At 64.2% G+C, this 20,408-nt stretch carries 22 protein-coding genes and 1 tRNA gene; 5 read left to right on the forward strand and 18 right to left on the reverse strand.

Going from position 1 to position 20,408, the window contains the following annotated elements; translation table 11 throughout:
- Window position 1: 1 nt before the first annotated feature.
- From OHB26_RS19895 to OHB26_RS19910, 4 genes are read right to left on the reverse strand one after another with little or no spacing between them, the layout of a single operon-like run.
- The gene (locus tag OHB26_RS19895; protein WP_330178783.1) at window positions 2-2,206 is read right to left on the reverse strand and encodes a GAP1-M domain-containing protein; all 2,205 of its coding nucleotides are present in this window, start codon (window positions 2,204-2,206) and stop codon (window positions 2-4) included.
- Window positions 2,203-3,393, reverse strand: coding sequence for a hypothetical protein (locus tag OHB26_RS19900; RefSeq protein ID WP_330178784.1), 1,191 nt, complete (start codon window positions 3,391-3,393; stop codon window positions 2,203-2,205). The genes OHB26_RS19895 and OHB26_RS19900 overlap by 4 nt, the downstream gene beginning before the upstream one ends.
- Before the next feature lie 10 nt (window positions 3,394-3,403).
- Window positions 3,404-3,550, reverse strand: a complete 147-nt coding sequence (locus tag OHB26_RS19905) for a hypothetical protein (protein WP_330178785.1) — start codon at window positions 3,548-3,550, stop codon at window positions 3,404-3,406.
- A 4-nt stretch (window positions 3,551-3,554) separates the two neighbouring features.
- Complete coding sequence (locus OHB26_RS19910; RefSeq protein WP_442942682.1) at window positions 3,555-4,691, reverse strand: serine/threonine-protein kinase; 1,137 nt, start codon at window positions 4,689-4,691, stop codon at window positions 3,555-3,557.
- A gap of 199 nt (window positions 4,692-4,890) precedes the next feature.
- Here OHB26_RS19910 and OHB26_RS19915 point away from each other — a divergent pair.
- A tRNA-Ala gene (locus OHB26_RS19915) sits at window positions 4,891-4,966 on the forward strand.
- A gap of 76 nt (window positions 4,967-5,042) precedes the next feature.
- Window positions 5,043-5,309, forward strand: a complete 267-nt coding sequence (locus OHB26_RS19920; RefSeq protein ID WP_330178787.1) for a hypothetical protein — start codon at window positions 5,043-5,045, stop codon at window positions 5,307-5,309.
- 74 nt (window positions 5,310-5,383) lie between these two features.
- On the opposite strand, the gene OHB26_RS19925 is transcribed toward OHB26_RS19920, so the two are convergent.
- From OHB26_RS19925 to OHB26_RS19945, 5 genes are all read right to left on the reverse strand, one after another.
- On the reverse strand, window positions 5,384-5,746 hold the full coding sequence (locus OHB26_RS19925) for a DUF6301 family protein (protein WP_330178788.1): 363 nt from the start codon (window positions 5,744-5,746) through the stop codon (window positions 5,384-5,386).
- Window positions 5,747-6,090: 344 nt separating this feature from the next.
- Window positions 6,091-6,519, reverse strand: a complete 429-nt coding sequence (locus OHB26_RS19930; protein ID WP_330178789.1) for a TY-Chap domain-containing protein — start codon at window positions 6,517-6,519, stop codon at window positions 6,091-6,093.
- Window positions 6,519-6,998 carry a DUF6301 family protein gene (locus OHB26_RS19935; protein WP_330178790.1) on the reverse strand — a complete coding sequence of 160 codons (480 nt, stop codon included), beginning with the start codon at window positions 6,996-6,998 and terminating at the stop codon, window positions 6,519-6,521. The genes OHB26_RS19930 and OHB26_RS19935 overlap by 1 nt, the downstream gene beginning before the upstream one ends.
- 44 nt (window positions 6,999-7,042) lie before the next feature.
- Window positions 7,043-10,138 (reverse strand): hypothetical protein, encoded by a 3,096-nt coding sequence (locus tag OHB26_RS19940; RefSeq protein ID WP_330178791.1) that lies wholly within the window; start codon window positions 10,136-10,138, stop codon window positions 7,043-7,045.
- A gap of 897 nt (window positions 10,139-11,035) precedes the next feature.
- On the reverse strand, window positions 11,036-12,130 hold the full coding sequence (locus OHB26_RS19945) for a replication-relaxation family protein (protein ID WP_330178792.1): 1,095 nt from the start codon (window positions 12,128-12,130) through the stop codon (window positions 11,036-11,038).
- 512 nt (window positions 12,131-12,642) lie between these two features.
- Between OHB26_RS19945 and OHB26_RS19950 the strand changes: the two genes are divergently transcribed.
- Both OHB26_RS19950 and OHB26_RS19955 read left to right on the forward strand, forming a co-directional pair.
- Window positions 12,643-13,218 (forward strand): ADP-ribosyltransferase, encoded by a 576-nt coding sequence (locus OHB26_RS19950; RefSeq protein WP_330178793.1) that lies wholly within the window; start codon window positions 12,643-12,645, stop codon window positions 13,216-13,218.
- Window positions 13,218-13,361 carry a hypothetical protein gene (locus OHB26_RS19955; protein ID WP_330178794.1) on the forward strand — a complete coding sequence of 48 codons (144 nt, stop codon included), beginning with the start codon at window positions 13,218-13,220 and terminating at the stop codon, window positions 13,359-13,361. Before OHB26_RS19950 ends, OHB26_RS19955 begins: the two co-directional genes overlap by 1 nt.
- Window positions 13,362-13,574: 213 nt before the next feature.
- Here the strand turns inward: OHB26_RS19955 and OHB26_RS19960 are convergent, their stop codons facing one another.
- From OHB26_RS19960 to OHB26_RS19990, 7 genes are all read right to left on the reverse strand, one after another.
- Window positions 13,575-13,991, reverse strand: a complete 417-nt coding sequence (locus tag OHB26_RS19960; protein WP_330178795.1) for a hypothetical protein — start codon at window positions 13,989-13,991, stop codon at window positions 13,575-13,577.
- Complete coding sequence (locus OHB26_RS19965) at window positions 13,988-14,254, reverse strand: hypothetical protein (protein WP_330178796.1); 267 nt, start codon at window positions 14,252-14,254, stop codon at window positions 13,988-13,990. Before OHB26_RS19965 ends, OHB26_RS19960 begins: the two co-directional genes overlap by 4 nt.
- 65 nt (window positions 14,255-14,319) lie before the next feature.
- Window positions 14,320-15,186, reverse strand: coding sequence for a hypothetical protein (locus OHB26_RS19970; RefSeq protein ID WP_330178797.1), 867 nt, complete (start codon window positions 15,184-15,186; stop codon window positions 14,320-14,322).
- A 76-nt stretch (window positions 15,187-15,262) separates the two neighbouring features.
- Window positions 15,263-16,450 (reverse strand): MFS transporter, encoded by a 1,188-nt coding sequence (locus OHB26_RS19975; RefSeq protein WP_330178798.1) that lies wholly within the window; start codon window positions 16,448-16,450, stop codon window positions 15,263-15,265.
- A gap of 67 nt (window positions 16,451-16,517) precedes the next feature.
- A complete protein-coding gene (locus OHB26_RS19980; RefSeq protein ID WP_330178799.1) occupies window positions 16,518-16,991 on the reverse strand; it encodes an RrF2 family transcriptional regulator in 474 nt (157 codons plus the stop codon).
- A gap of 161 nt (window positions 16,992-17,152) precedes the next feature.
- Window positions 17,153-17,551 carry a PPOX class F420-dependent oxidoreductase gene (locus OHB26_RS19985; protein ID WP_330178800.1) on the reverse strand — a complete coding sequence of 133 codons (399 nt, stop codon included), beginning with the start codon at window positions 17,549-17,551 and terminating at the stop codon, window positions 17,153-17,155.
- Window positions 17,552-17,672: 121 nt separating this feature from the next.
- Window positions 17,673-18,041: a YrdB family protein gene (locus OHB26_RS19990; RefSeq protein ID WP_330178801.1), complete on the reverse strand. Its 369-nt coding sequence runs from the start codon at window positions 18,039-18,041 to the stop codon at window positions 17,673-17,675.
- 115 nt (window positions 18,042-18,156) lie between these two features.
- On the opposite strand from OHB26_RS19990, the gene OHB26_RS19995 reads away from it, so the two are divergent.
- A complete protein-coding gene (locus OHB26_RS19995; protein ID WP_330178802.1) occupies window positions 18,157-18,645 on the forward strand; it encodes a DinB family protein in 489 nt (162 codons plus the stop codon).
- Between the two features lie 3 nt (window positions 18,646-18,648).
- Here OHB26_RS19995 and OHB26_RS20000 read toward each other — a convergent pair whose 3' ends face one another.
- Together OHB26_RS20000 and OHB26_RS20005 are read right to left on the reverse strand one after the other, a co-directional pair.
- On the reverse strand, window positions 18,649-19,107 hold the full coding sequence (locus OHB26_RS20000; protein WP_330178803.1) for a hypothetical protein: 459 nt from the start codon (window positions 19,105-19,107) through the stop codon (window positions 18,649-18,651).
- 347 nt (window positions 19,108-19,454) lie between these two features.
- Entirely contained in the window at window positions 19,455-20,231 is a 777-nt protein-coding gene (locus OHB26_RS20005) for an AAA family ATPase (protein WP_330178804.1), read from the reverse strand.
- Window positions 20,232-20,408: the final 177 nt, after the last annotated feature.

Here is a 20,408-nt window from a genome sequence, read left to right on the forward strand (position 1 = left end):
TTCAGCGCCAGAAACTGTTGCGCCGCTGCTTCTTCGGTGGGCTGAGCGGTTTGAGGCGGGCGGGCAGGGCAGCCGCGGCATCGAGAGCTACCAGCGTCGCGATACGGCGGGGCAGGTCCAGGCGGGTGCGCAGATGCGGCCAGCCACCGGCGAGCAACTCCACCAGGGCGCTGGACTCCAGGTCCAGTTCGGCGACCGCGCGAAGCAGGGCATAGGGGTCCAGATCCCGCTGTTGCGCACAGGCGGTGAGCAGCGCGGGGACTCGCTCATGTGCGGCGCACAGCATGATCCGCGTCAGCACCGTCGCGCCATTCGAATCCGCGGAGCGTTCGGCCATACAACCGGCCACGAACTCGACATCGGAATCGATTGCCGCGCGCAGCATCTCGAAGTGTTCCTCGATCACCGGCGGATCATCGGCGGCCGCGCGCAGTAGTGCCGATACCTCCGATCTGCTCCAGTTGCCCCGATTCCCTTTGCGCCCGAACATGTTCTGGCGTAGCCGGGATCGGCCGGACTGGCCTTCGGGTTGGGCGGCCTCGGCATCGAGCACCATGAGCTTCTCGATGGCCTGCGGCACGCCGACGGCCCGGCGCAATGCCGTCCAGGCGGGCTTCAGTCCCTCGACCAGTTCGGCCGGTTCGGCGCGAACTATGGTGACCGCCTTCATGAGTTCGAAGGCATCAACGGCCGGATACCGCGTGCATTCGGCGACCAGGGTTGGCAGCCGATCCGCCGGCGCGCAGGCCAGAATCTGCTCCAGAATGTACCGGTCGCGGCTGGTACAGGAGATATTCACCATGAGCTGCGCGACAATCGGCAGCTGGCTGTACATGGCGGTGCGCAGTAGTCGACTGCTGCCCGTGTGCACCGCCGGATCGCTGATCTCCGCGCGCACCGTCTCGTACACCAGATAGCGGTCCTGCGAGTCGATGGTGAATTCGCGCAGCGCCCGATGCTGTTGCAGGCGTTCGATAATCAGCTTGCGCTGATCGGTATCGCCGACGGCCCAGTCCTGCTGCAGTTGCGGCCAAACGGTTTTCGCATCGCTGACACTGAGGGTTCCGTTGTCGAGCCGCCGGAACGCGGAGGCGACCACGACCTCGCTGAGATCGAACCGCAGTGCCTGCGCGACGCGGGTGGCGCGCCCGCGATCACGATCGGTCATGACGCAGTCGGTGAGCGTCTGCTCGAAGGCCGCGCGCACCTCACTCCGCACCTGGAGGTTGGCCAAAGCCGTTGTGACCTCGGGGCGATCGAGTGCGAGGTGAATGGCGCGCCGGGCCACCGTGGCATCGGTGAACCAGTCCGGGGTCAGGGTCGGATCGGTGAGGACCTGCACCATTTGCGCGTCATCCAGGACGGCGGGCTCCAGCGTGCGCAGGTGCTGTTGATAGCACCACTGCCGAATATCGTTGACGGACGACAGTGTTGAAGGCAGCGTGATTCCGGCTCGGCGATGCTCGACGATATCGCGGCCCAGTCGCTGGTAGGTGTCGGAGATATTGTCGATCCCGCTGCCGGTGGTTATGACGCGGCGGTCCGGGGGAGTGGCGTCGCCGATCACCGTGGTGATGGACGGCATCTCCGCCAGCGGCGAGACCGTGGTGGAGAATGTCAACTCGCGCAGCACATTTCGCGGAAGCATGCCGTACAGGGCGGTCAGCATGCGCACCGCGTCGTGCGCATCCTCGACCTGGAGCACGATGGTCGGACCCTGTCCGGCCAGATGCGCCAGCGCCGCGCCGATGAGCGCCGGTAGCCACGGCTGCTCCACCGCGATCTCGGCGGTCGCGTCGAAGCCGTGCGACGCCGAATCCGGTACCGTGGTCTCCCAATGATCGGTAGGCGATACCGAACCGTTCAACGAGGTGAGAAAACCGCCGGATGCGAAGAGCCGCAGCGCGATTGCCCCATCGAGCCGCGCGGTATCACCCGCGATCAAATGCGTCACACACGTTCCGGGTCGCACCTGAGAAGGCGTCTTCAACCCCGCCACCGCCAGCCCGCGCGTCACGGTGAATTCGAGTGCGAACCCGATCGGGTCACCGCCCTCGGGCAGCGTCACCAGCGATCCGAGTTCGCGCACCGTGAATCCCAGTACCGCGGGCCAATTCCAGGACCGCGCCACCACGCCCACGCCGGCGCCGGAGGATTCGAGATTCACCAGCGCCCAGCCACACACCAGCTGCGGAAATCCTGTCATCGGTAGGCCCGTAGCTCCTCGATCATCTCCAGCATGTACACCACCGGGTCGGCCGCACCGTATGGCTTGAACACCGGATACGTGCCATTGCCACGTTTGCCGCAGCCTACCGCCGAAACCGGGAAATACATGTTCCACGGGAAGTGGATCGACAGCGCCGAGTCGACCGCCGGGAACAGTTGCCGCACCAGATTTCTGGTGATCTCGCAGCGCTCGAGTATGCGCGGGGGATCGTAGGCATTGCCCGAACCTTTGCCGCTCACCGGGCTGTCCGCCCAATTCGCGGGCGGCGCGACGATATTCGCCTCGGGTAGATCGATGAGCGAGAGCAGGTCGGTCTTGGCGACAATGGTCGAGACATGCAGCCGTGGCGGTTCGATCGGCAGGTGGATCGGATAGCTGTTGGCCGCCCGCCACAGTTTGGCGATCTGATCGATCATGAGCGTGGTGCGGCCGACGGTCTGCGAATGCTCGACAATATTGTTCAGGCTCTCCTGATCATCGGGATCGGCCTGTTCGCGCATGAGCGCCAGATACTGCTTGTTGAGCGTGGACGGCACCACGAACCAGAGGAAGTCGGCCACCGCCAGGTGCGGGCTCACCCGCGCGGCCACCGCGCCGTCGGCGATATCCTCGCCCGCCACATCGATGAACGCCAGGTTCACCGCGCTGGCGGTATGCACCGAATACGCCGTCACCAGAATGGGTCTGCGCTGTTCCAGACCCGCCCAGGTGTGGCCCTGGGACTGCCGCTGGGCATTCATGGCGATGCCGTCGGTACGCTGGGTCTGATCCATGGCCATGCGGCGCGGGCCGGTGGCGTCGAGCGCCCGCCGGTCCAGCAGCCGGGCCTCCAGAGCGGTCCACAGGCTCGCGGATTTGGGCGAGACGATGAAGGAGAACTGGCCGGCCAATCGCGGATCGTTCATCATCGAATGGATCATCGAGACGATCAGATGGCTTTTGGACGAGGCGGATTCGCCGACGAATCCGATCACCTTGGTGGGATGGTCGAGGGTGACCGGGTCGAGTTCACATCCCTTGGGGCAGCGCAGGTTCAGCTTGTCGAAGTAGGTTTCGATCTGCTTGGCGAAACCGCCGTTGCGCTGGCGGATGACCGTGTACCAGCGATTGCGTTCGCGGTCGTAGCGGAATTCGGTGAGGCAGTTCAGGCAGACGGTTCTCACGCGGTGCACCTCATGACAGCACCGCGAAGGTGAGTATCGCGATGGTCAGTACGAAGCAGGTCACGCCGACGCGGACGCCGAGTCGAAGCCAATGTGAGGCCCGCGATCCCGGATACAGGTAGCGCTGCCAGGCCATACCGACTTGCCGATTTCTCATCACCCTAGAACAGCTTTCCGATCTCGACGACCACCCAGGTGAGCAGCGTGAATGCCAAGCCGCCCAGGAGGATTCCGAGTGTGGCGGTGGTGGCCAGCAGGGCGGCGACGAAACGGTGGTCATCGGTGGACAATCCGGCCAGCAGTCTCTGTCTGGAGGCCACGATGGGTGCGGCCAGGAAACTCCAGGTGGACGAATAGGCCAGCGGGTCAGGGACTTCCGGCTCCGGCTCGAGCAGGACGCCCGGGGCCAGCACCGAGGTCCGGGTGGGTCCGGGGTACTCCGGGGCGGCGGGCATCGAGGTGCGTCCGGTCCGCGTGGACCGTTCGATGGCTCCGCGGAAATAGTGCTGGAATTCGGCCGCGGAGCGATGCCGCTGCGTCGGATCCGGTGAAAGCGACTGCTCCAGTACGACTTTGATCTCATCCGGTATTCCGGCCGGACCGTATGCGTGGTTGAGCACCTCCGCGCAGACCACCGCGAACGAGTACACATCGCTGAGATGCGTGATCTGTCCGTGGTGCAGGTACTCCGGGGCCGAATACTGTTGTGTGCCAAGGGCACGATGCACCTGGGTAAGGCGCTGAATGTTCTCCCGCATCTCGATGGCGATGCCGAAATCGGCGAGCTTCGCGGTCCCGTCCCGGCAGATCATGATGTTCTCGGGCTTGATATCCCGGTGCACCACCTGTTTGGAGTGCGCGTACACGAGCCCGCTCAGCGCATCGGTCAGCACCCGTAGCAGGCTGGGCAGCGCCCAATTCTCCCGATACCGCAGCTGCTGTCGTAGGTTCTCGCCCGCGATGAACTCCATCACCAGAAACGGGTACCTGCGCCCGTTTTCGACGAACACCCCCGCGTCATGCACCATCACGATGTTCACGCAGTTCATCTGCGCCGCGATATGCGCCTCGCGCTCGAACCGCTCCTGCTGGATCCGCTCATCCTGCTCGAGCGGCATCAAACTCCCGGAGTCGAGCACCTTCACCGCAACCCGGCGACGCAACTGCCGATCCCACGCGTCCCAGACCTCGGCCATACCCCCTCTGCCGACAAGCTCCCGAAGCTCATACCGGCCATTGATCAGCCTCAACCGCGTACGATCCCTCCAAGCCCGATGAACCGCGCTCCCTCGGCCCACCTAGGACAACCTCGAATCCCCGCCGAGTCTACGCGCGCCCCACCCCACCGCACCCCCCATATTTCCGTGCCCCCCAACACATTCAGCAAAACCTCAGCCGCTCACCTGATCACCGGCATCAACCCCGCCAACCAGCGGATTTGCAGTTCACCCCTGCTCCCGGGTAATTTCTCCCAGTCGCCCGGAGCGCTCGGGCAACGGGGCTATGGCGCAGCTGGTAGCGCACCTCACTGGCAGTGAGGGGGTCAGGGGTTCGAATCCCCTTAGCTCCACCAATCGTGGCATTGCACGAACCGACTCCATTGGGGCTGGTACCGCGGAAGCGGTACCAGCCCCAATGTCGTTTCCGCGTTGAGGGATGCGGAAGGTGGGAACGAGGCGGTCGGGTCCGGTGATGGTGACCTGGGCGACGAGCGTCTCTATGAGTGCTTTGGCCTGGGTGCGGGTCCCATTGATGATGATGTCGGCGATGTGGTCGGCGATGCCGTCCAGCGCGGCGGGCTCCGGGGCGACAGGTTCGCTGTCGAGGGTGACGGTGAGTTCGTCGCGGCGAGTAGCAAGTTGGTTTGTTTTGGCGCGCAATTCGCCGAGTCGTACGGCGAGGAGTTCGGGGTCTAGAGTGCCGTTTTCGAAGGCGTTCAGGTAGCGGTCGATCGCCTGCTGAGCCTTCGTGAGCTCGCCCGTGACAGTAGTCAGTTCGGCGCGCCGTCGGCTCCCGCCTTACGTTGTGTGGGAGCTCCCGCCACCGATTCGACGGCGGAATTGGCGTCAGCGAATTGGTCGTAGACGCGCCGCACCGCCGCACCGTCAGTGGCGTCGAGGCTGTCGGTTATGAACACGATGACCTGGCTGACCGATCCTTCGTCAACGTGCCAATGAGCTTCGGATCGATCCAATTTGAGATCGGTCGTGAGGACTGCGCCGAGCTCCGTGCGCTCAGTGATCTGCCATCCCTCGGCAGCGCAGAAGCCGTCGAGGTCCGCATCTGTCCACGTCCAGTCGAATCGTGCTGCCACGCTGACCTTTTCGGCGATCTTGTCGATGTCGACCTGCATGTTCGAAGAATACTTCCTGTTCGAAGGTGTCTGAGCCTGCAGAATCACAGCCGGATTCGGTCCGACCTATCGGGCACGTGCAGGCCAGCTTCTCCCAGCCGGTGATCGCCGCGCTCGCAACGACTCTCGGTGTGGAACTGCGCCAGCCCGGCGACGCACTGCGCGCGGCCCGCTCTATCGACGCCGATCACATCGTGGCCGTGCCCCTCCGTGGCGCTACCTCAGCGAGGTCGCCCGCGGGCTACCGCAGCGCGACGAGGATGCGCCCCCGGCGGTCGGTCAATTGCTGGCCGACCGCCGCCGCCGCCGTTGGCGGAAGTGCTCTATCGCAGGCGTCACGATGTTCAAGCGAGTGCGCTGACGTCGATCTCCTCTTCGGAGAAGTTCACCCACGAGTCGATGCTCAGCTCGGTCGGCTGGGTGACCTTCAGTACGTGATGGAGCGCCGCGACGACTCGCTCGGCGAGAGTCTCGTAGTCCGGATAGCGTGTGGGCCACCCGAGTTGGCGATTCCAGTTGGGCGAGCCTCCTTCAGACGGCGGATTCCAGCCGTCGGCCGTCAGCTGATCTCGCTCGTCCGGAAGGATGTGATAGCTGTCGGTGAGAGCAGAATCGTCTGCGACTTCTGCCCACAGTCCTTCCGGGACCATTGTGAACTGTGCAAATCGGTTGCCTGGAGCCGTGAGGATTAGGCAGCCGTTTGTCGGCATCCGTGCGAGGGTTAACGCCAACGCGGCGCTGAAGGACAACCAATCGCCGATACTCGTGACCATCAAATCGCCTCCTCATCGGGCGCGTCCAACCATGCCTGATATTCCGGATTGGTGAAGTGGAGAAAAAGGCTGGTGCTCTTGACGAGACGCAGCGTGATCACGACTTTTGGGAGCGCCCACCGGATTTCGCCGTCGGCCCCAGCCTTGCGATCTGTCGGAGGGCCCACAACTGATTCGACTGCGGAACTGATATCGGCGAATTGGTCGTAGACCCGCCGCAAGGTTTCGCTATCGGTGGCGTCGAGCCCGTCAGCAACGAACGCGAGCACACGGTTGACCCGGCCATCCTCGGCACGCCACCACGCTTCGGGCCGTGGCAACTTGAGATCAGTTGTGAGGACTGCACTGGGTCCTGTGCGCTCGGCGATCCGCCAGCCCTCGGCCGCGCAGAAGCGGTCGAGGTCCGCATCGGTCCACGTCCAGTCGAATCGTGCTGCCACGCTGACCTTTTCGGCGATCTTGTCGATGTCGACCTGCATGTTCGAAGAATACTTCCTGTTCGAAGGTGTCTGAGCTTACGGAGCTACAGGCGGATGCTGGCAGCATAGGCGAGGCACTTGTGGCGCTCGGTGTCGCCGAATTGTCCGGCTTGCCGTGTGGGAGTGGTGATATTCAGGGTCAACGATTGGTCCGTACGCTTGGAATTGTCGTTTCCACCCGGCGTCAATGGGGTGGGAATTCCCATAAACGGCAGCGCTAATGCCGTCTGGGTCCTCAGCGACGACAGCATCGTCTGCATCGCCGACTCCATCAACGATGGGAGCGAGGGAGACGGGTCAGAACTGTTGTCTGTCGGCAGATTGTTCCACGGGGTCAGCGCGGCCAGCAGGGGCATCCGTGCGGCGATATCCGAACCCTGTGGCGGATCCGGTGTTGTGGCGGCGGGGTCCGACTGCCCCGGTTGGCGTATCTGTCTGATGGCCTCGGGCGGTACGGCTGCGTCTTCCTCGCTGTTGAATCTCGCCCACTGCGGTCGACCAACCTTCGGGTTGTATCGAACCATGTCATAGATCACGTCCATGTCGCCGTTGCGGGCCGCGTCGAGCAGGCCACGCTCTGCGAGAGCCTTCGCCAATTCGGGGTCGTTGTGGAGCATCCACTGGAGATACTGTCGCGTGCCTTGCTGCACCCGGATCAGTTGTCCGGCTTCTCCGTTGACCCACCGTTCGCCCAGCTGTGCACCGCCGCCCTTTGCCTCGATGACCACGAGTTTGCCGTTCACGATGCCAACCACGTCGAGCGTGCCCGAGCCGGCTAGTGAGTCGTCCAGGCCGGTGATGACTTCGCCACCCATCTGCCGGATGTAATCGCGAGCTGCGATCATACCCATCTTCTCGGTCAGCTTATTCGCCTGGTTTTCCGCCTTGTTGGCCGCGGACATGGCGGATTTTAGACGTTCGATATCAGCAATTGAAACACCCTGTTGGAGTAGATCATCCTCTTGTCCCGCAAGATATTTCTGCGTCAGCTTAGTTTTGTCAATTCCTAGACTTGTTGCGATATCGTCACGCTTGGCACGAAGGTCGCCTATCTCTATATCCTTGGCGTCCTTTTCTATTTGGACCTTCGTAATATCATTCTTTGCTTGCGATGTGAGCGAGAACTCTTGCTCTGGCGTGTGACTCGCTTTGGCATATTTGGTGGGTGGGTTCTTGGCCCACTCCGGCATCTTGACGAACTTATTGGTGTTGATGTCCTGCCACTGGACGTTGGGTCCTACTTGGACCTCTTTGATGTTGGCGGGGTACACGCCCGGAGGCGCTTCCTCGGATGGCCCGGTATATGGCTCGTGTTCGGTGTGCGTGTCGGTGGCCGGTTCGTTGTTTCGTCCGTTGTGGTTTTGTGGTTCGTCGTGTGGTGCACCGCTTTCCGGCTCTGCGCCGTTGTCCGTGTGGGCTCCGTTGCCGCCGTGGGGTTCGTGGGCTGCATCAGCCGCGGCGTCGAGTCCGTGCCCGGTATCGGCCGCGCCGTCGAGTCCGTGCCCGGTATCGGTGCCAGCGCCGATGCCATGTTCGTCTCTGAGGTAGTTCGTGATTGCTTGTTGGGCTTCGGTTCTGGCCTCTTCCTCGGTTGCGCCCCGAGCCAATGCCGAAAGTAATGCTTTACGGCCAACCGTGGAGGCGCCTTTCACTGCCGCCTGCGCGAGAGGGCCGACATCAGGAATCAGGGACGCTATGTCGAGACCGGCCAAGGCCGCGTCGCCGAGCCCGTATGCCGAACCGCCGCCCAGAACACCGCCGAGGACTTCGGCATCGTGCTTGATATCGGGGATCAGGCCCATTACGTCGGCCTGGAGTCCCTCTTGGGGCGCGGTCGGGAAGTCCGCGATTACTCGTCCGGTGTTCTTGTCGGTAATGACGGTGTGCGCGTGGCCGTCTTTGTCGTAGACGACAGTTTGGATTGTGGGTTGGTGTGCATCGTCGATTTCCGTGACGGATGTGTGGTGTCCGTCGGGGTAGAAGGTATCTGTCGTAGTTCTCGAGTGTTCAGGGCTGAACGCGCCGTGTGCGGGATCCTTGTCCGGGCGGGTCTCGCTCTCGATGAATGTCGGCTTCCCGGTGACGGGGTCGATCAGGTTGATGCGTAGTTGGCGATCGCCGACGATGTCCACGTATTGTCCGTCGATCGTTTTGCCCTCGGAGTTCTTCTCCGGTAGGTAGACGCGGTTTGTTCCGTCGCGTGTTTGGAGAATTCCGGTGATGGTGTTGTCGGGTCCGTAGACAACGTCATGGCTTCGTCCGTCTGCGGTGGGCACATGTTCGGTCCGGCTGGCCACGACAGCGTCTTGGCCGGGTACTTCGACGATTCCTCGTGTGGTCGTGGCACCTGTCTGACCGACGACGTCGGTGACTTCGCGGTACAGGAGCCCGTTCGGCATCTTGATACTCAGGCCGCCGTCGTCGGTCACCGTCACGATGGCTCCGTGTGTGGAGACCCACGAGCTGCCCGGTTGGGCGTGATGACGCCGGGCCTCGAGCAGCTCCGGCGTGAGCTCGGGAAACTGGCTGTCTACCGCCCGTATTGAGGTGATCTCGGCTGCGTCGTGCGGATCGGGAGGCAGGAGCCGATCGGTCAGCCCTCCCAAGCGGGAATCGGTCGCCAACAGTCCCGAGGGATCGTAGGGATTGCCATTCGCGTGATAAAGCGGATCGTCGGGCATGGGCTTGCCGTCAGGACCGATCCCGGTGATGTCGTAGATGGTGAAGGGCCGCGTGGGTTGTTGCTTGTCCGGCACGATCGGGTGGCCGTTGGAATCCACTTGAATTCCAAGGGCTCCGGTCGGGTCGTACGGATTCATGCTCGTCGGAGGCGAGCCGGTGTCGGTACTCGGATTGCCGTTGGCATCCAGTCCCGTCATCATCTGAATCGTGGGACTGAGCGGCTGCTTCGGCTGGTATGGCGCGGGCAGAGGTTTGTCCTGGTCCTCGGGCTTTCTGAACGCGGCGGCCCAGGCTGGGTCGATCTTGATTTCGGTTGTGGTCGTAGGTCGATGCGCGCCTTCGTCGCCGCCGGTTTGGGTGTCGACCTGGATGGTTCCGTCCGACAGGTGGGTGGTGGTCACCTTCTGGCCGTTGTCGTTGGTGGTGGTGACCGGGGGGCCGACCGGCACTGCTGTCATGACGAACTCCACTTCGTGATACAGAAATGCCGAAGGCACCCGACTTGTCGTGGGTGCCTTCGGCTTTGGGATACAGGTGCGCTGCTTCAGCAGCTGAGGAACGGGGCCACCGCTGCGGGCGCGAACCCGGAATCGGTGGTGTGGATGGAAATAGCAAGTGCCACAGTTGATTCGGTGCGAATCGGACGTAGCACAAAGGGGGGTGTGCTCTCGAACGACGTCGTGAGCAATTGACGGCGGCGACGTCGACCGTGTCGGACGCTGCCGGCCTGGGTGAGCGAGGTTCAGCTTCGGGCCGGTGGCAGTTTCGTCGGACCTGGACGGGTGACTGCGGGCGGCCTCAGCGGCGACAACGGCAGCCTATCGCGAGGGCTGTGACAAGCCTCGGGAAAGAACCAACAGTGCTGGTAATTCACGGCTTCGGGGTGCGCGCCCGCGAGGACGCTAGCACCCTCGACCATGACAAACCGCCGAAAACTATCCAGCAGCGCTGGTAGACGGCCATTTCCGCCAATAGCGGCGCTGAGGTCGATCTTGTTGGTCGGACACCAGCCCAAAGGATGGCTGGGCCGTGCTCGTCGCGCTCGCCGGTACCGCTCACGCCCAGGGCGGGCAGCCTAGCACCCGCGACCATGAAGAAACGCTGCGAAGTGTGGAACAGTGCAGATAGAACGGCATTTCGGCAACCGTGGCGAAAGGCGCAGGTTCAGGTCGGGGCTGCGGTGACTGCCCGAAGACCGGCACGGTTCGTTGTCTCCGATTTCGAGGTGTCGTTCTGCCGCCAGGTGGGCAGCCTATCGCGTCCGCTGTGACAAATCCGTCCAATGGGTTGAACACTGCAGGTAGAAACGCATTTCGATGCGGCCCGGACTGGGGGTTGATTCGCGCCACGCGGGCTCAGTCGAAAGCGGCACCCGGCGGCAAGATCTCGATCTCACCATCCTCGGCGAGCGTTGGGTGGTCGGTTCCCCGGTGGGAGTCGATGCTGTTGTCTACGGGCGCGGTGGATCGCCGGTTGCGGTCGAGGATGAGGATGCGTGTGATGTCGGGATCGTAGGGGTCGAAGGCGGCCTCGTTGTAGGGCTCGGGGGTTCCCGTGCGGTGGGCGATGCGAGGGCCGCGTTCGGGCAGGTCGGCCAGGTGCAGCCGACTGGCGGCAGAGTCCCCGATGTGGGGTGTGAGCAGGGCCCAGACCGGGCCTGCGGGGCCGTCGGGATGGACGTGGTCGCGGGCGCTGGTAGCGATCACGAGTCCGGGCTGGTGATCGCGCAGCGTCTTGTGGAGCGCGGCGCGGGCGGTGGTTTCGCGGCGGGTTGAGTGCAGGCAGAACAGCAGGATGCCGAAGTCCTCGGTCGGGAAGCTCTGGTAGGCGGTGAGTTTGCGGGTAAGGGTGGTCAACGACTCTGTGCCGGTGTCGAATTCGAGAAAGAACCGCACTGCCCGATCGTGGCGCTCCCAGCAGCCGTACCCGTCCGGGTGTAGCCGCACTTGTTCCCCGGAGTACGTGTCGATCTGAAAGAACTCGCTGCACTGGTGTTCTGACCACCACTGCGTCAACCCCTCCACCTTCGCAATGTCTTGGTGGCGGGCGGGGTTGCGGTGCGCAGCCAACGCGGCGAAGAACCCGTTGACACCCAAGCGGTGCTCGAGGGTCGGCGAGCAGGCCAGCCGTTCGAGCATCACTGCGTGCGCGGCCGGGGTCGGCGGCTTCTCGGCACGCGCCGCGGCGATCAGACGTGCGCCGGAGTAGCCGAGGGCGTGGCGTGTTTGGCTGGTGCCACCGCCGTAGAGCGACTCGCGGAAGGCGAACAGCATGCCCATCTCGCGCAGCTTGCGGAGTCGGTCTTGGGCGCGGCGGGTCGAGGTGAATTCCAGCGCCGCGATCTGGTCGGTGGTCAACACCTTGTGCTCGTTCAGCAGGTAGAGAAGACGACGGTCACGATCGAGCAGTCGGAACCAGGGACCGGCGTTGGGATGCCCGCCGCAGTGCACGCCGTGGCCGTTTCGCCGTCCCCCACGTGATGAACCCTCAGTATTGATACTGAGTCGGGATTTCGACCCCGCCCTCGGATTGTGGTGTTGAGCGGCGCGGATGCCGATCCCGTGTTCGGCGTTTGGGGCGGCGGTTATAGGACGCCGAGCAGACGCCGACCCATCCGCGCTGCCATCCGCCGACCCAAACGCAGCCCTTCGTTCGTCGTGGCCGGTCATCGGGCATCACCGCCCGCGACCGGCCGGGTACCTACGGCCCGGATGATCACGTCCGGCCCGTCTACCAGCACGGCCGGGTTCGTATGCTGGTCCGTCAGGTCCACTCTTGGAAAGAGGCTCAGCGGAAGCGCTGGGCCTCTTTTCGTTGAGCTGAAAGGACTTTCGCTCCAGTCCGGAGATGCCGTGAGCGGTGGGATCAGATCGCTTGCGATCTCGTTCCGAGAGCCTCGTGTCGGGTGGGATTTGATGCGATCTCGGCGTGTGCGGCCGGGGCGTAGACCAGGATCCGGGGTGTGACGGATGAGGGCGACGAGTACGGCTTCGACACGATTCCACTGGCGGAGACGGTCCTGGCGGGGCAGCGGGCCGACCGGCTCAGCGACAGCGAAGCGGATGTCATTCAGGCGTACACGTACAACGCGCACGACGTCATCAACAAGGCGCTGTGGGGCGAGATCGCGATGACACCAGCGATAGAGCGACGCATCCGCCTGATCAGATCGGGACTGGCGAAGTATCCGCTCGCAAGCGCGGTGCGCGTCACTAGGGAAGTCGAGGCGTCGGAGTATGGCATCGTCGATGCGGACTCGGCGTATGCGCTGATCGACGAAGACATCATTCACCAAGGCTTCCTTTCGACCTCGGGTTCAGCTACTCCGCCACATTCATATACGCGTGTCGACCCGGTGATGTTGGATTTGGTAGTGCAGGCGGGTGTACCAGCCCTGCGCCTGGGCGACCTCGCTGAGGAGCCCGCGGAGCGAGAAGTCCTGGTGATTGACGCGCGGATCCTGTTCGTTGTTGGTGTCGGGTGGGACGACACGCGTAATATGTGGCGTATCAAAGCAATCGTGCGAGGAGGCGAGTGATGAGTGCGCTGACACAGGGATCCAGTCGCGTCACCCGGGTGAAGCTCACGCCGGAGCAGATCGCCGAGCGCCGTCGCGAAGCCGAAGAGATTCTGGGTCGCAAGCTCCCGCCGCACCCCTCGGCCGCCAAAATCGCCAAGTAGGAGGCTTCGGGCCGCCTCTATCACGACCGAGCACTCACCGCTCGAATGATGATGTCCGGCCCGTCGACCAGCACCGCGCGGTTCGCATGCTGGTCCATTAGGCCCACAGCGAAAGGCCTGGTCCATCGGGACCGGGCCTTTCCGTATAGATCGCTCCGGCCGCACCTCTCGAACGGCAAACCCTTCGCCGAATTGTCTGGGCGGCAGGTCGGTTCACCCGTCCTGCCGGAATTCGACAATGCGGACTTGCCAGGGGATCGCGAGCCGGGGGTGCTCCCAACGCTTGGCGTTCATTGTGAGGATGGGGCAGTCAAGGCGCCGGGCGAGGGCGAGGGCGTGTGCGGCGGCAGCGTCCTCGGGCTGTCCGATCCATGCGGCGACATGTGCGGTGGAGGACAGGTGATCGAGTTCTGTCAGATCGTCGAGGAGTATGTGGTCGAGGCGTTCGACGACGGCGTTGATGTATTCGCACTGTTCGTCGGAGAGGCCGGCTTCGGCTGTGATCAGTGCGTTCTGGGGAATGGCCATGCGGATGCTGCGGGCATCGAGGCTGGCTATCAGGTTGGCGGCATCATCGCTGCACTCCCCGAATCCCCGCAGCACTGTGTCATCGAGGACATAGATGGTCACTGGTTGGTGGCCTCGTCTCCGGCCGCGAGTATGGCGAGTGTGTCCGCCATACGATTGGCGCGGGCGACGGAGTCGGTGTTTGCGGCAGCGTCACGGAAGCGTTGGTCGAGCAGCATTTGGCGGCGCGCGCGGCGCGCGTCGTCTGCATTCAGCAGCTTGACGATGGTGTCTTCGATGGTGAGCCCGTCGGGGGTACGGGCTTTGAGTTTGTCTCGCGTGGTGGTGCTGGTTTGGATTGTTGTCTTCTGAACCGGATCGGCCATAGTCAAACTATAGCGGCCATAGTTTGACTATGGCCAGGTTTGGGTTCGCGACACGCGCCAGTGGGTCAATCGGTTGGTGGGGTGGGGGTATCCGACAGGCGCTCGACGAGGTCGGGGTCCTGGTCGGCGTCGGGGGCGTCGCTGTACTCTTCCTCGCTCTCCGGAAATTCCAGCAGGTCCGAGGGGTAGACGGCGTGCTTGCCGGGGGCGAGGTAGGTGAGGTGGACGGCTTGGGTTCCTTTGTCGTCGGTGCACAGTAGCCAGTGGGCTATGTCGGATTTGTCCAGTGGGGCTTCGAGGTTGGTCAGGATGGTGGTCGACCATTCCTGGAAGCCCTTGGGCATGTGTTCGAGCATGCGCTGCGGATCGGTCTCGGGGAGGTGGCTTACGGCGATGTATACGTCGTCGAATTGTTTGCCTTCGCCGTCCTGGGCGGCGGCCACGAAGGACACCGTGGACTCGTCCTCCAGCATTCTCCAGCTGCGCTCCTGCGCCAATTGGACGTCGTCGCGTTCGGCCCTGTCCAGGTGGACGGGGATGAGCTGGCGGACCCACGCGTTGGTTTCGGTCGCGATGATGTCGTTCCAGACGACCGCCACGATCAGCTGCTCGCCGCCCTCGTCGATGACATGGGCGCTCGTCCGCTGTAATGCGTTGGGGCGCAACTGCCCTTTGTCCTGAAGGGTGAGCACGGCGGCGTACGCGTGTACGACCGTGGCTCGATGTCCGCCCTTCGCCTCGACGGCGGCGGCGGGGATATCGGTGGGGTCGAAGTCGGCGCGGATACCCACTTCCCGCAGTAGGCGCCGGGATTCGTCGAAGTCGGGCGTCTTGCCGTAGTGCACGAGCAGTATCTTCTCGACCTTCGCTCGGGGACCCGGCAAACGGTTGGAGACTTCTCGTACCTTGCGTTTGAACCATCCTATCGGCACGCAACCTCCAGGTGTCTGGGATGTAGCGGTCGACCGATCGCAAATGATGTTCCGCCACAGCACATTTCAAGCGATTCTAGCGCGGTGCGCGGGTGGTGGTGCGGAGATAGGCCAAGGCTGCCAAGGCCAGCGCGGTTCCGGTGTAGTACATGGTGGTCGCGCCGTGGGTGATGGTGATTCCGCCCAGCAGGGTGCCCGCGCCGATGCCGAGGTAGATGCAGGAGGCGTTCAGGGCCACGACGAGTCCCGCCTCGTGCGGGGCCGCGTCGATGAGGCGGTGCTGTTGCGCGGGGGTCTGGCACCAGCTGGCGGCTCCCCACGCGGCGGCCAGGAGGCCGATCAGCCAGGCGGCTCGGGTGTGGGTGGCGGCCATCGTGCCCATGAGGGCCAGGGCGAGGGCCATCACCAGGTAGCCGGTGGTGAGCACCCGGGTCGCGCCCCATCGGTCGGTGGCGTAGCCGGAGGCGAGATTGCCTGCGACAGCACCGAATCCGTAGAGGAAAAGCACCCAGGCGGTCGAGGTGGGGGAGATGCCGACTGCCTCGAGGGCGGGCACGCTGTAGGCGTACACCACATATGCCGCGCCCATGCCGAGCACGGTCAGAGGCAGGACCTTGGCCACGGATCGGTTGCGCAGCACCGCCAGTCGGGTGGCGAGGCCGACGCGCGGGTTGCCGGGGACGAAGGGCACCCACGCCGCGACACCCGCCGCGGCCACTAGACAGACGATCGCGACGGCGGCCAAAGCCGAACGCCAGCCCAGCCATTGGCCGATCGCATCTCCGAGCGGCACGCCCAGTGCGGTCGCGATGGTCAGTCCGCCCACCACCACCGCCAACGCGCGCGCTCGCGCCTCCGGGCGCACCAATGCCGATGCGACGGCTCCGGCATTCGGTGTGAAGGCCGCTGCGCCGACGGCTGCCAGCACACGGGTGGCGAGTAGCGCCGCGAGGTTCGGAGCCGCCGCGGATCCGAAATTGGCTGCCGCGAGCACAATCAGCGCCGCCACCAGCAGCGCGCGCCGCGGCACCTGCGCGGTCAGCGTGGCCAGCACCGGTGACAGCAGTGCGTAGGCTGCGGCGAACACCGTCACCGAGGCGCCCGCGGTAGCCGTGGACGCCCCCAACTCCGTCGCCATATCCGGCAGGAACCCCGCCAGGATGAACGCATCGGTGCCGACGGCGAAGGTGCCCAGAGCAAGAATCAGTGTGCGCCGCAACCCATTCGACTCCGCCGCGCTCTTCGCCATTATCGGGACATGCATTATCCCGGTTCTCCCTTCAAGAAAGCCCGGCCGGTGAGGCCGGGCGGATTTCTCGTACAGCCGCCGCTCAGGCGGTGAGTTGCTCATAGAAGAGGCGGGCCCGAATCGACGCGTTGGCCGGAGCATCGGCGATCAGGTCCGCGATGGTCTGGTCCGCCAGTTCCCGCCGCCAGGCCAGCTCGGCTCGTCGCATGGCCGTTGCGATCCCGCACGGCTTGGCGAACTCCGATTTCCCCGCCGTGACCCCGGCTCCCTGGCGTCGGATCTCGGTGCACCGAAACGCCTCGGTGCGCCCCTCGACCGCCCCGACGACATCCATTAATGTGATGCGCTCGGGTGTGCGCGCCAGCCGATATCCACCGCGAATCCCCGGCGTCGATTCGAGAATCCCCTCCCGCACGAGCGGCTGTAACCGCTTCTTCAGATACTCCGGCGGCAGTTCGAACATCTCGGCGAGCTTCCCCGTGGCGATCGGCGCGCGATCCTCGAGCCAAGTCAGCACCATGCAGCAGTGCAACCCCCACTCGACACCCTCGCTCATCAACATAATAGGGATAGTACATATCCCGATTGCCGCTCGGAACTCAATTCGCGGTCACCGCGATAGAACAACCCGGCCACCAGTCCGAGCGCAGTGTAGAGGGCTGCCGCGTAATAGCGCTGTTTCATCGAGATTCCTTGTGGCATATGTGGATTGGTCGACTACTCGGCGTTGCGGCTGATGAATTCGAAGGATCCGCCGTCGATGCCCCAGGAGATGATCCGGTCGGGGTGGATTCGAATGACCGCGCGTTCCTGGGGCGGAAACGGCGGCTCCTGGTCGTCGAGCGCCTCCGCCGTGCCGCGTACCTCGATGCCGCGAATCACGTACGGCTCCAGCGAAACCTGTTGGTCGATGACGAACGACACCCGGCTGCCCGCCTCGACATTGCGGAACTTGCGACTCACGCGCATCCGCATACCACCGATGTCGATCGTGCCGTCGGCGTTCACTCGATAGCCGGTCGGGTTGTTCTGGACAACCCCGTCGGGCGACACCGTGGCCAGTCGGCCGATTCCGGCCTCGGCGAGGAATTGCTGTTCATTGCTGGTGAAGGTCATGTCGGTTACTCCTCGGTGGATCCGATAACTATACCTAGCAGAGCTAGAAGCTGGAGCAACGATAGCATTCGTTCGCTAGCCTGTCTAGCGGTGCTAGTTTTCGAATCTTCGCCGAACCACCTCAGGAGAAGTGGATGATCGCGAGGTTTGCCAGCACGAGCAGAGGAAAGATCGCCGCTGCTCGCGGATGCCCGAGTCGATGAAGTGCTACCGAAGCGCCGCCGAAAACCGACACCTTGGCCAGCACCGCCATGGCCGGAATGGTGAAAGTTGCCTGGGGGGCGGCGAATAGACCCCAGACCGCCATGGTCGCTACCGCCGCGGCTACTCCGTAGGCGAGTTTTCTCGCCCGTCCGTTCCCCCGGCGCGCGCCGAGGAGGCCGAGCGCGGTGAAGGCGACCAGCTCCAGCAGGAATGCGAGGGCGAGGTTCGCGCCCTGCCAGATATCGATATTCATGCCCACTCCGAGATCGGTGTTCGCTCTGCGCATACCGTGCCATGAACCGTGATCCGAGTCAAGAGCACCGCTCTCTTTGCCGAAGCGGCAAGATCGTGTGCCGGATCGTGGTGGGTTCGGTGAGACTGGGTCCGGAAGGGAGGTCGCCATGCCCGGTACGACACGCCGCCGTAAGGACACCCCGCCGCCGCGGACGGGAAGTAGCGAGATGGAGGTCCTGCGTGGATTCCTCGACTATCTGCGTGCCTCGGTAGCGGCGAAGGTCGAGGATGCGCCCGAACCCGAAGTGCGCACGGCCGCAGTGTCTTCGGGGACGAACCTGCTCGGACTACTGTGGCATTTGACCGTCGTCGAACGTTCGATGTTCCTGGGGGACAACGTAACCGACTGGAAGAAGACGTTCCGTGCGCCCGCCGTGGATCAGGTGGCCGATGTCGTCGCGCGCTATCGAACCGCGGTCGAGCGTGCGAACGAAAAACTCGACGGCTGTACGGATCTCGCCGCACCGATGCCTCGCCCCGGACGCCCCGCGCCCAGTCTCCGCTGGGCCCTCACCCACATGATCGAGGAGACCGCCCGGCACGCGGGTCACGCCGATATCCTCCGCGAACTGATCGACGGCAGCACCGGCCGGTAGTCTTCACCGGCGGGCGCGGGCGGCGGCCCGCAAGACCTCCGCCAGTACCCCGAATACGAGCACCACCTCACCGACGGTCAGCGCTCGCCCCGGCGCATCGGTGGTGAGCGTTTCGCTCAGACTCTGGTTGGGAAGGAACACCAGCCCGGTGATTGTGACCGCGACAAAGCACAGCGCGAATGCCACCGCCGGCGCGACCAGTGGTCGCATTACCCGCAGCGGTGTCAGCGGAGTGCCCGCCAGCCGCCATGCGAACCCGACTCCGCCGACCAGGGTGAACGCGAGCCAGCCGTAATTGGTGGTGCTGAACCCGTTGATGCCGTGAAAGTCGAAGCGGCGGACAGCGCCGATGACGAGGTCGACGACCGCGGCGGCGGCGAGCGACGCGACCCACGGCCACATCGACAACGTTCTGACCCCGCGCCCCACCGCCCCCGGTTGTGAGATATGAGAATTCGCCATCCGAGCCTCCTGCGATCACTGCCCGGCATGACCCATGGTGCGCGCATCGGAGAACTCGCGCATCGGGGACAACCCCGGTCTCGACCCCGAATCGCGACTCATCACTTGGACACCGCGTCGCGGAGGCCGAGTGCCACCTCCTTGAACCGACCGTGACGCAGCCGGTTTCAGGCGGTAGCCTCGCGCGCGCCGATGCACGAGCTCGAGGATCTGGTCGAATGGTCTGTGCGGGTGCTGCATTCGCGACATCCGTTGTCGGATAGGCGGGTTCGGGATTGGATCGGCGCGTTGTACCCCACCCCCGGGGTGCTGCGAGGAAGACGAACTCGACGCGTGGTGGATGGCGGTCAGCTATCGGTGAACAGGTGTCGCAGGAACATCTCCGGGTCGGCGAGGAAGCCGCGGGTCAAGCGGACCGGGAGGGCATCGTCGAAGTCGACCCGGGTGAGCTGGCCGTCGTCGGCGATCTCGTAGATGGTGGCACCGGGTAGGGCGAGCAGGATCGGGGAGTGGGTGGCTACGACGATCTGGCAACCGCGGTCGGATAGTTCGGCGAGGCGGGTGAGTACCGCCATACAGCCGCGGACCGACAGTGCGGCTTCCGGTTCGTCGAGTAGATAGAGCCCGTTCGGGCCGAAGCGGTGGGTCACCAGGTCGAGGAAGGATTCGCCGTGCGAGCGTTCGTGCGCGGAGACGCCGCCGTAGGCCGATAGCAGTGGGGGACCGCCGAAGGGCTCGCGGTCGAGGCGTTCGATCTCCGAGGCGACGTTGTAATAGGACTCCGCGCGCAGGAAGAAGCCGGTGCGCGGTTTGGTCACCGCCCAGCGCAGAACCAGATGGTCGCCTAGGGAGGATTCGCTGGATCTGGTGGCGAACCGAAAGTTTCGGCTGCCGCCCTCGGGGTTGAATCCGGCCGCGACGGCTATCGCCTCGAGCAGGGTGGACTTTCCGGCACCGTTCTCGCCCACCAGAAAGGTGACCCCGGGCGGCAGCGGCAGCCCGCCCGACCCCGCGAGCCACCGCACCGCGGGCAACGTGAACGGGTACTCCTCGGCCAAGGCTCGACTCTCCAGCCGCACCTCCCGGATGAATCCACCGGGTTCGCCGAATCGGACATCCCTCATAGACCCATTCTGCGTTTGCCGGATGTGAGCCGTGCGCGTGGCACGGTGTAAGCGCGAACCGCCGAATACGCAATCTGAACCATCATCATTTCGGAATCCGATCCGCAGGGGGTTCGGCCGTGATCTAATCTCGCCAACTCGGGTTTCAGCGCCTCGATGACGATGTCGAGGGGTTAC

It is taken from the genome of Nocardia sp. NBC_01503 (genome assembly GCF_036327755.1).
Taxonomy (GTDB): domain Bacteria; phylum Actinomycetota; class Actinomycetes; order Mycobacteriales; family Mycobacteriaceae; genus Nocardia.

Coding starts and splice junctions, on each gene's coding strand:
- OHB26_RS19895 (WP_330178783.1), bottom strand. CDS start 2,206: ATGACAGGATTTCCGCAGCTGGTGTGTGGCTGGGCGCTGGTGAATCTC.
- OHB26_RS19905 (WP_330178785.1), bottom strand. CDS start 3,550: ATGAGAAATCGGCAAGTCGGTATGGCCTGGCAGCGCTACCTGTATCCG.
- OHB26_RS19925 (WP_330178788.1), bottom strand. CDS start 5,746: ATGCAGGTCGACATCGACAAGATCGCCGAAAAGGTCAGCGTGGCAGCA.
- OHB26_RS19930 (WP_330178789.1), bottom strand. CDS start 6,519: ATGGTCACGAGTATCGGCGATTGGTTGTCCTTCAGCGCCGCGTTGGCG.
- OHB26_RS19935 (WP_330178790.1), bottom strand. CDS start 6,998: ATGCAGGTCGACATCGACAAGATCGCCGAAAAGGTCAGCGTGGCAGCA.
- OHB26_RS19940 (WP_330178791.1), bottom strand. CDS start 10,138: ATGACAGCAGTGCCGGTCGGCCCCCCGGTCACCACCACCAACGACAAC.
- OHB26_RS19955 (WP_330178794.1), top strand. CDS start 13,218: ATGAGTGCGCTGACACAGGGATCCAGTCGCGTCACCCGGGTGAAGCTC.
- OHB26_RS19965 (WP_330178796.1), bottom strand. CDS start 14,254: ATGGCCGATCCGGTTCAGAAGACAACAATCCAAACCAGCACCACCACG.
- OHB26_RS19975 (WP_330178798.1), bottom strand. CDS start 16,450: ATGCATGTCCCGATAATGGCGAAGAGCGCGGCGGAGTCGAATGGGTTG.
- OHB26_RS19980 (WP_330178799.1), bottom strand. CDS start 16,991: ATGAGCGAGGGTGTCGAGTGGGGGTTGCACTGCTGCATGGTGCTGACT.
- OHB26_RS19985 (WP_330178800.1), bottom strand. CDS start 17,551: ATGACCTTCACCAGCAATGAACAGCAATTCCTCGCCGAGGCCGGAATC.
- OHB26_RS19990 (WP_330178801.1), bottom strand. CDS start 18,041: ATGCGCAGAGCGAACACCGATCTCGGAGTGGGCATGAATATCGATATC.
- OHB26_RS19995 (WP_330178802.1), top strand. CDS start 18,157: ATGCCCGGTACGACACGCCGCCGTAAGGACACCCCGCCGCCGCGGACG.
- OHB26_RS20000 (WP_330178803.1), bottom strand. CDS start 19,107: ATGGCGAATTCTCATATCTCACAACCGGGGGCGGTGGGGCGCGGGGTC.
- OHB26_RS20005 (WP_330178804.1), bottom strand. CDS start 20,231: ATGAGGGATGTCCGATTCGGCGAACCCGGTGGATTCATCCGGGAGGTG.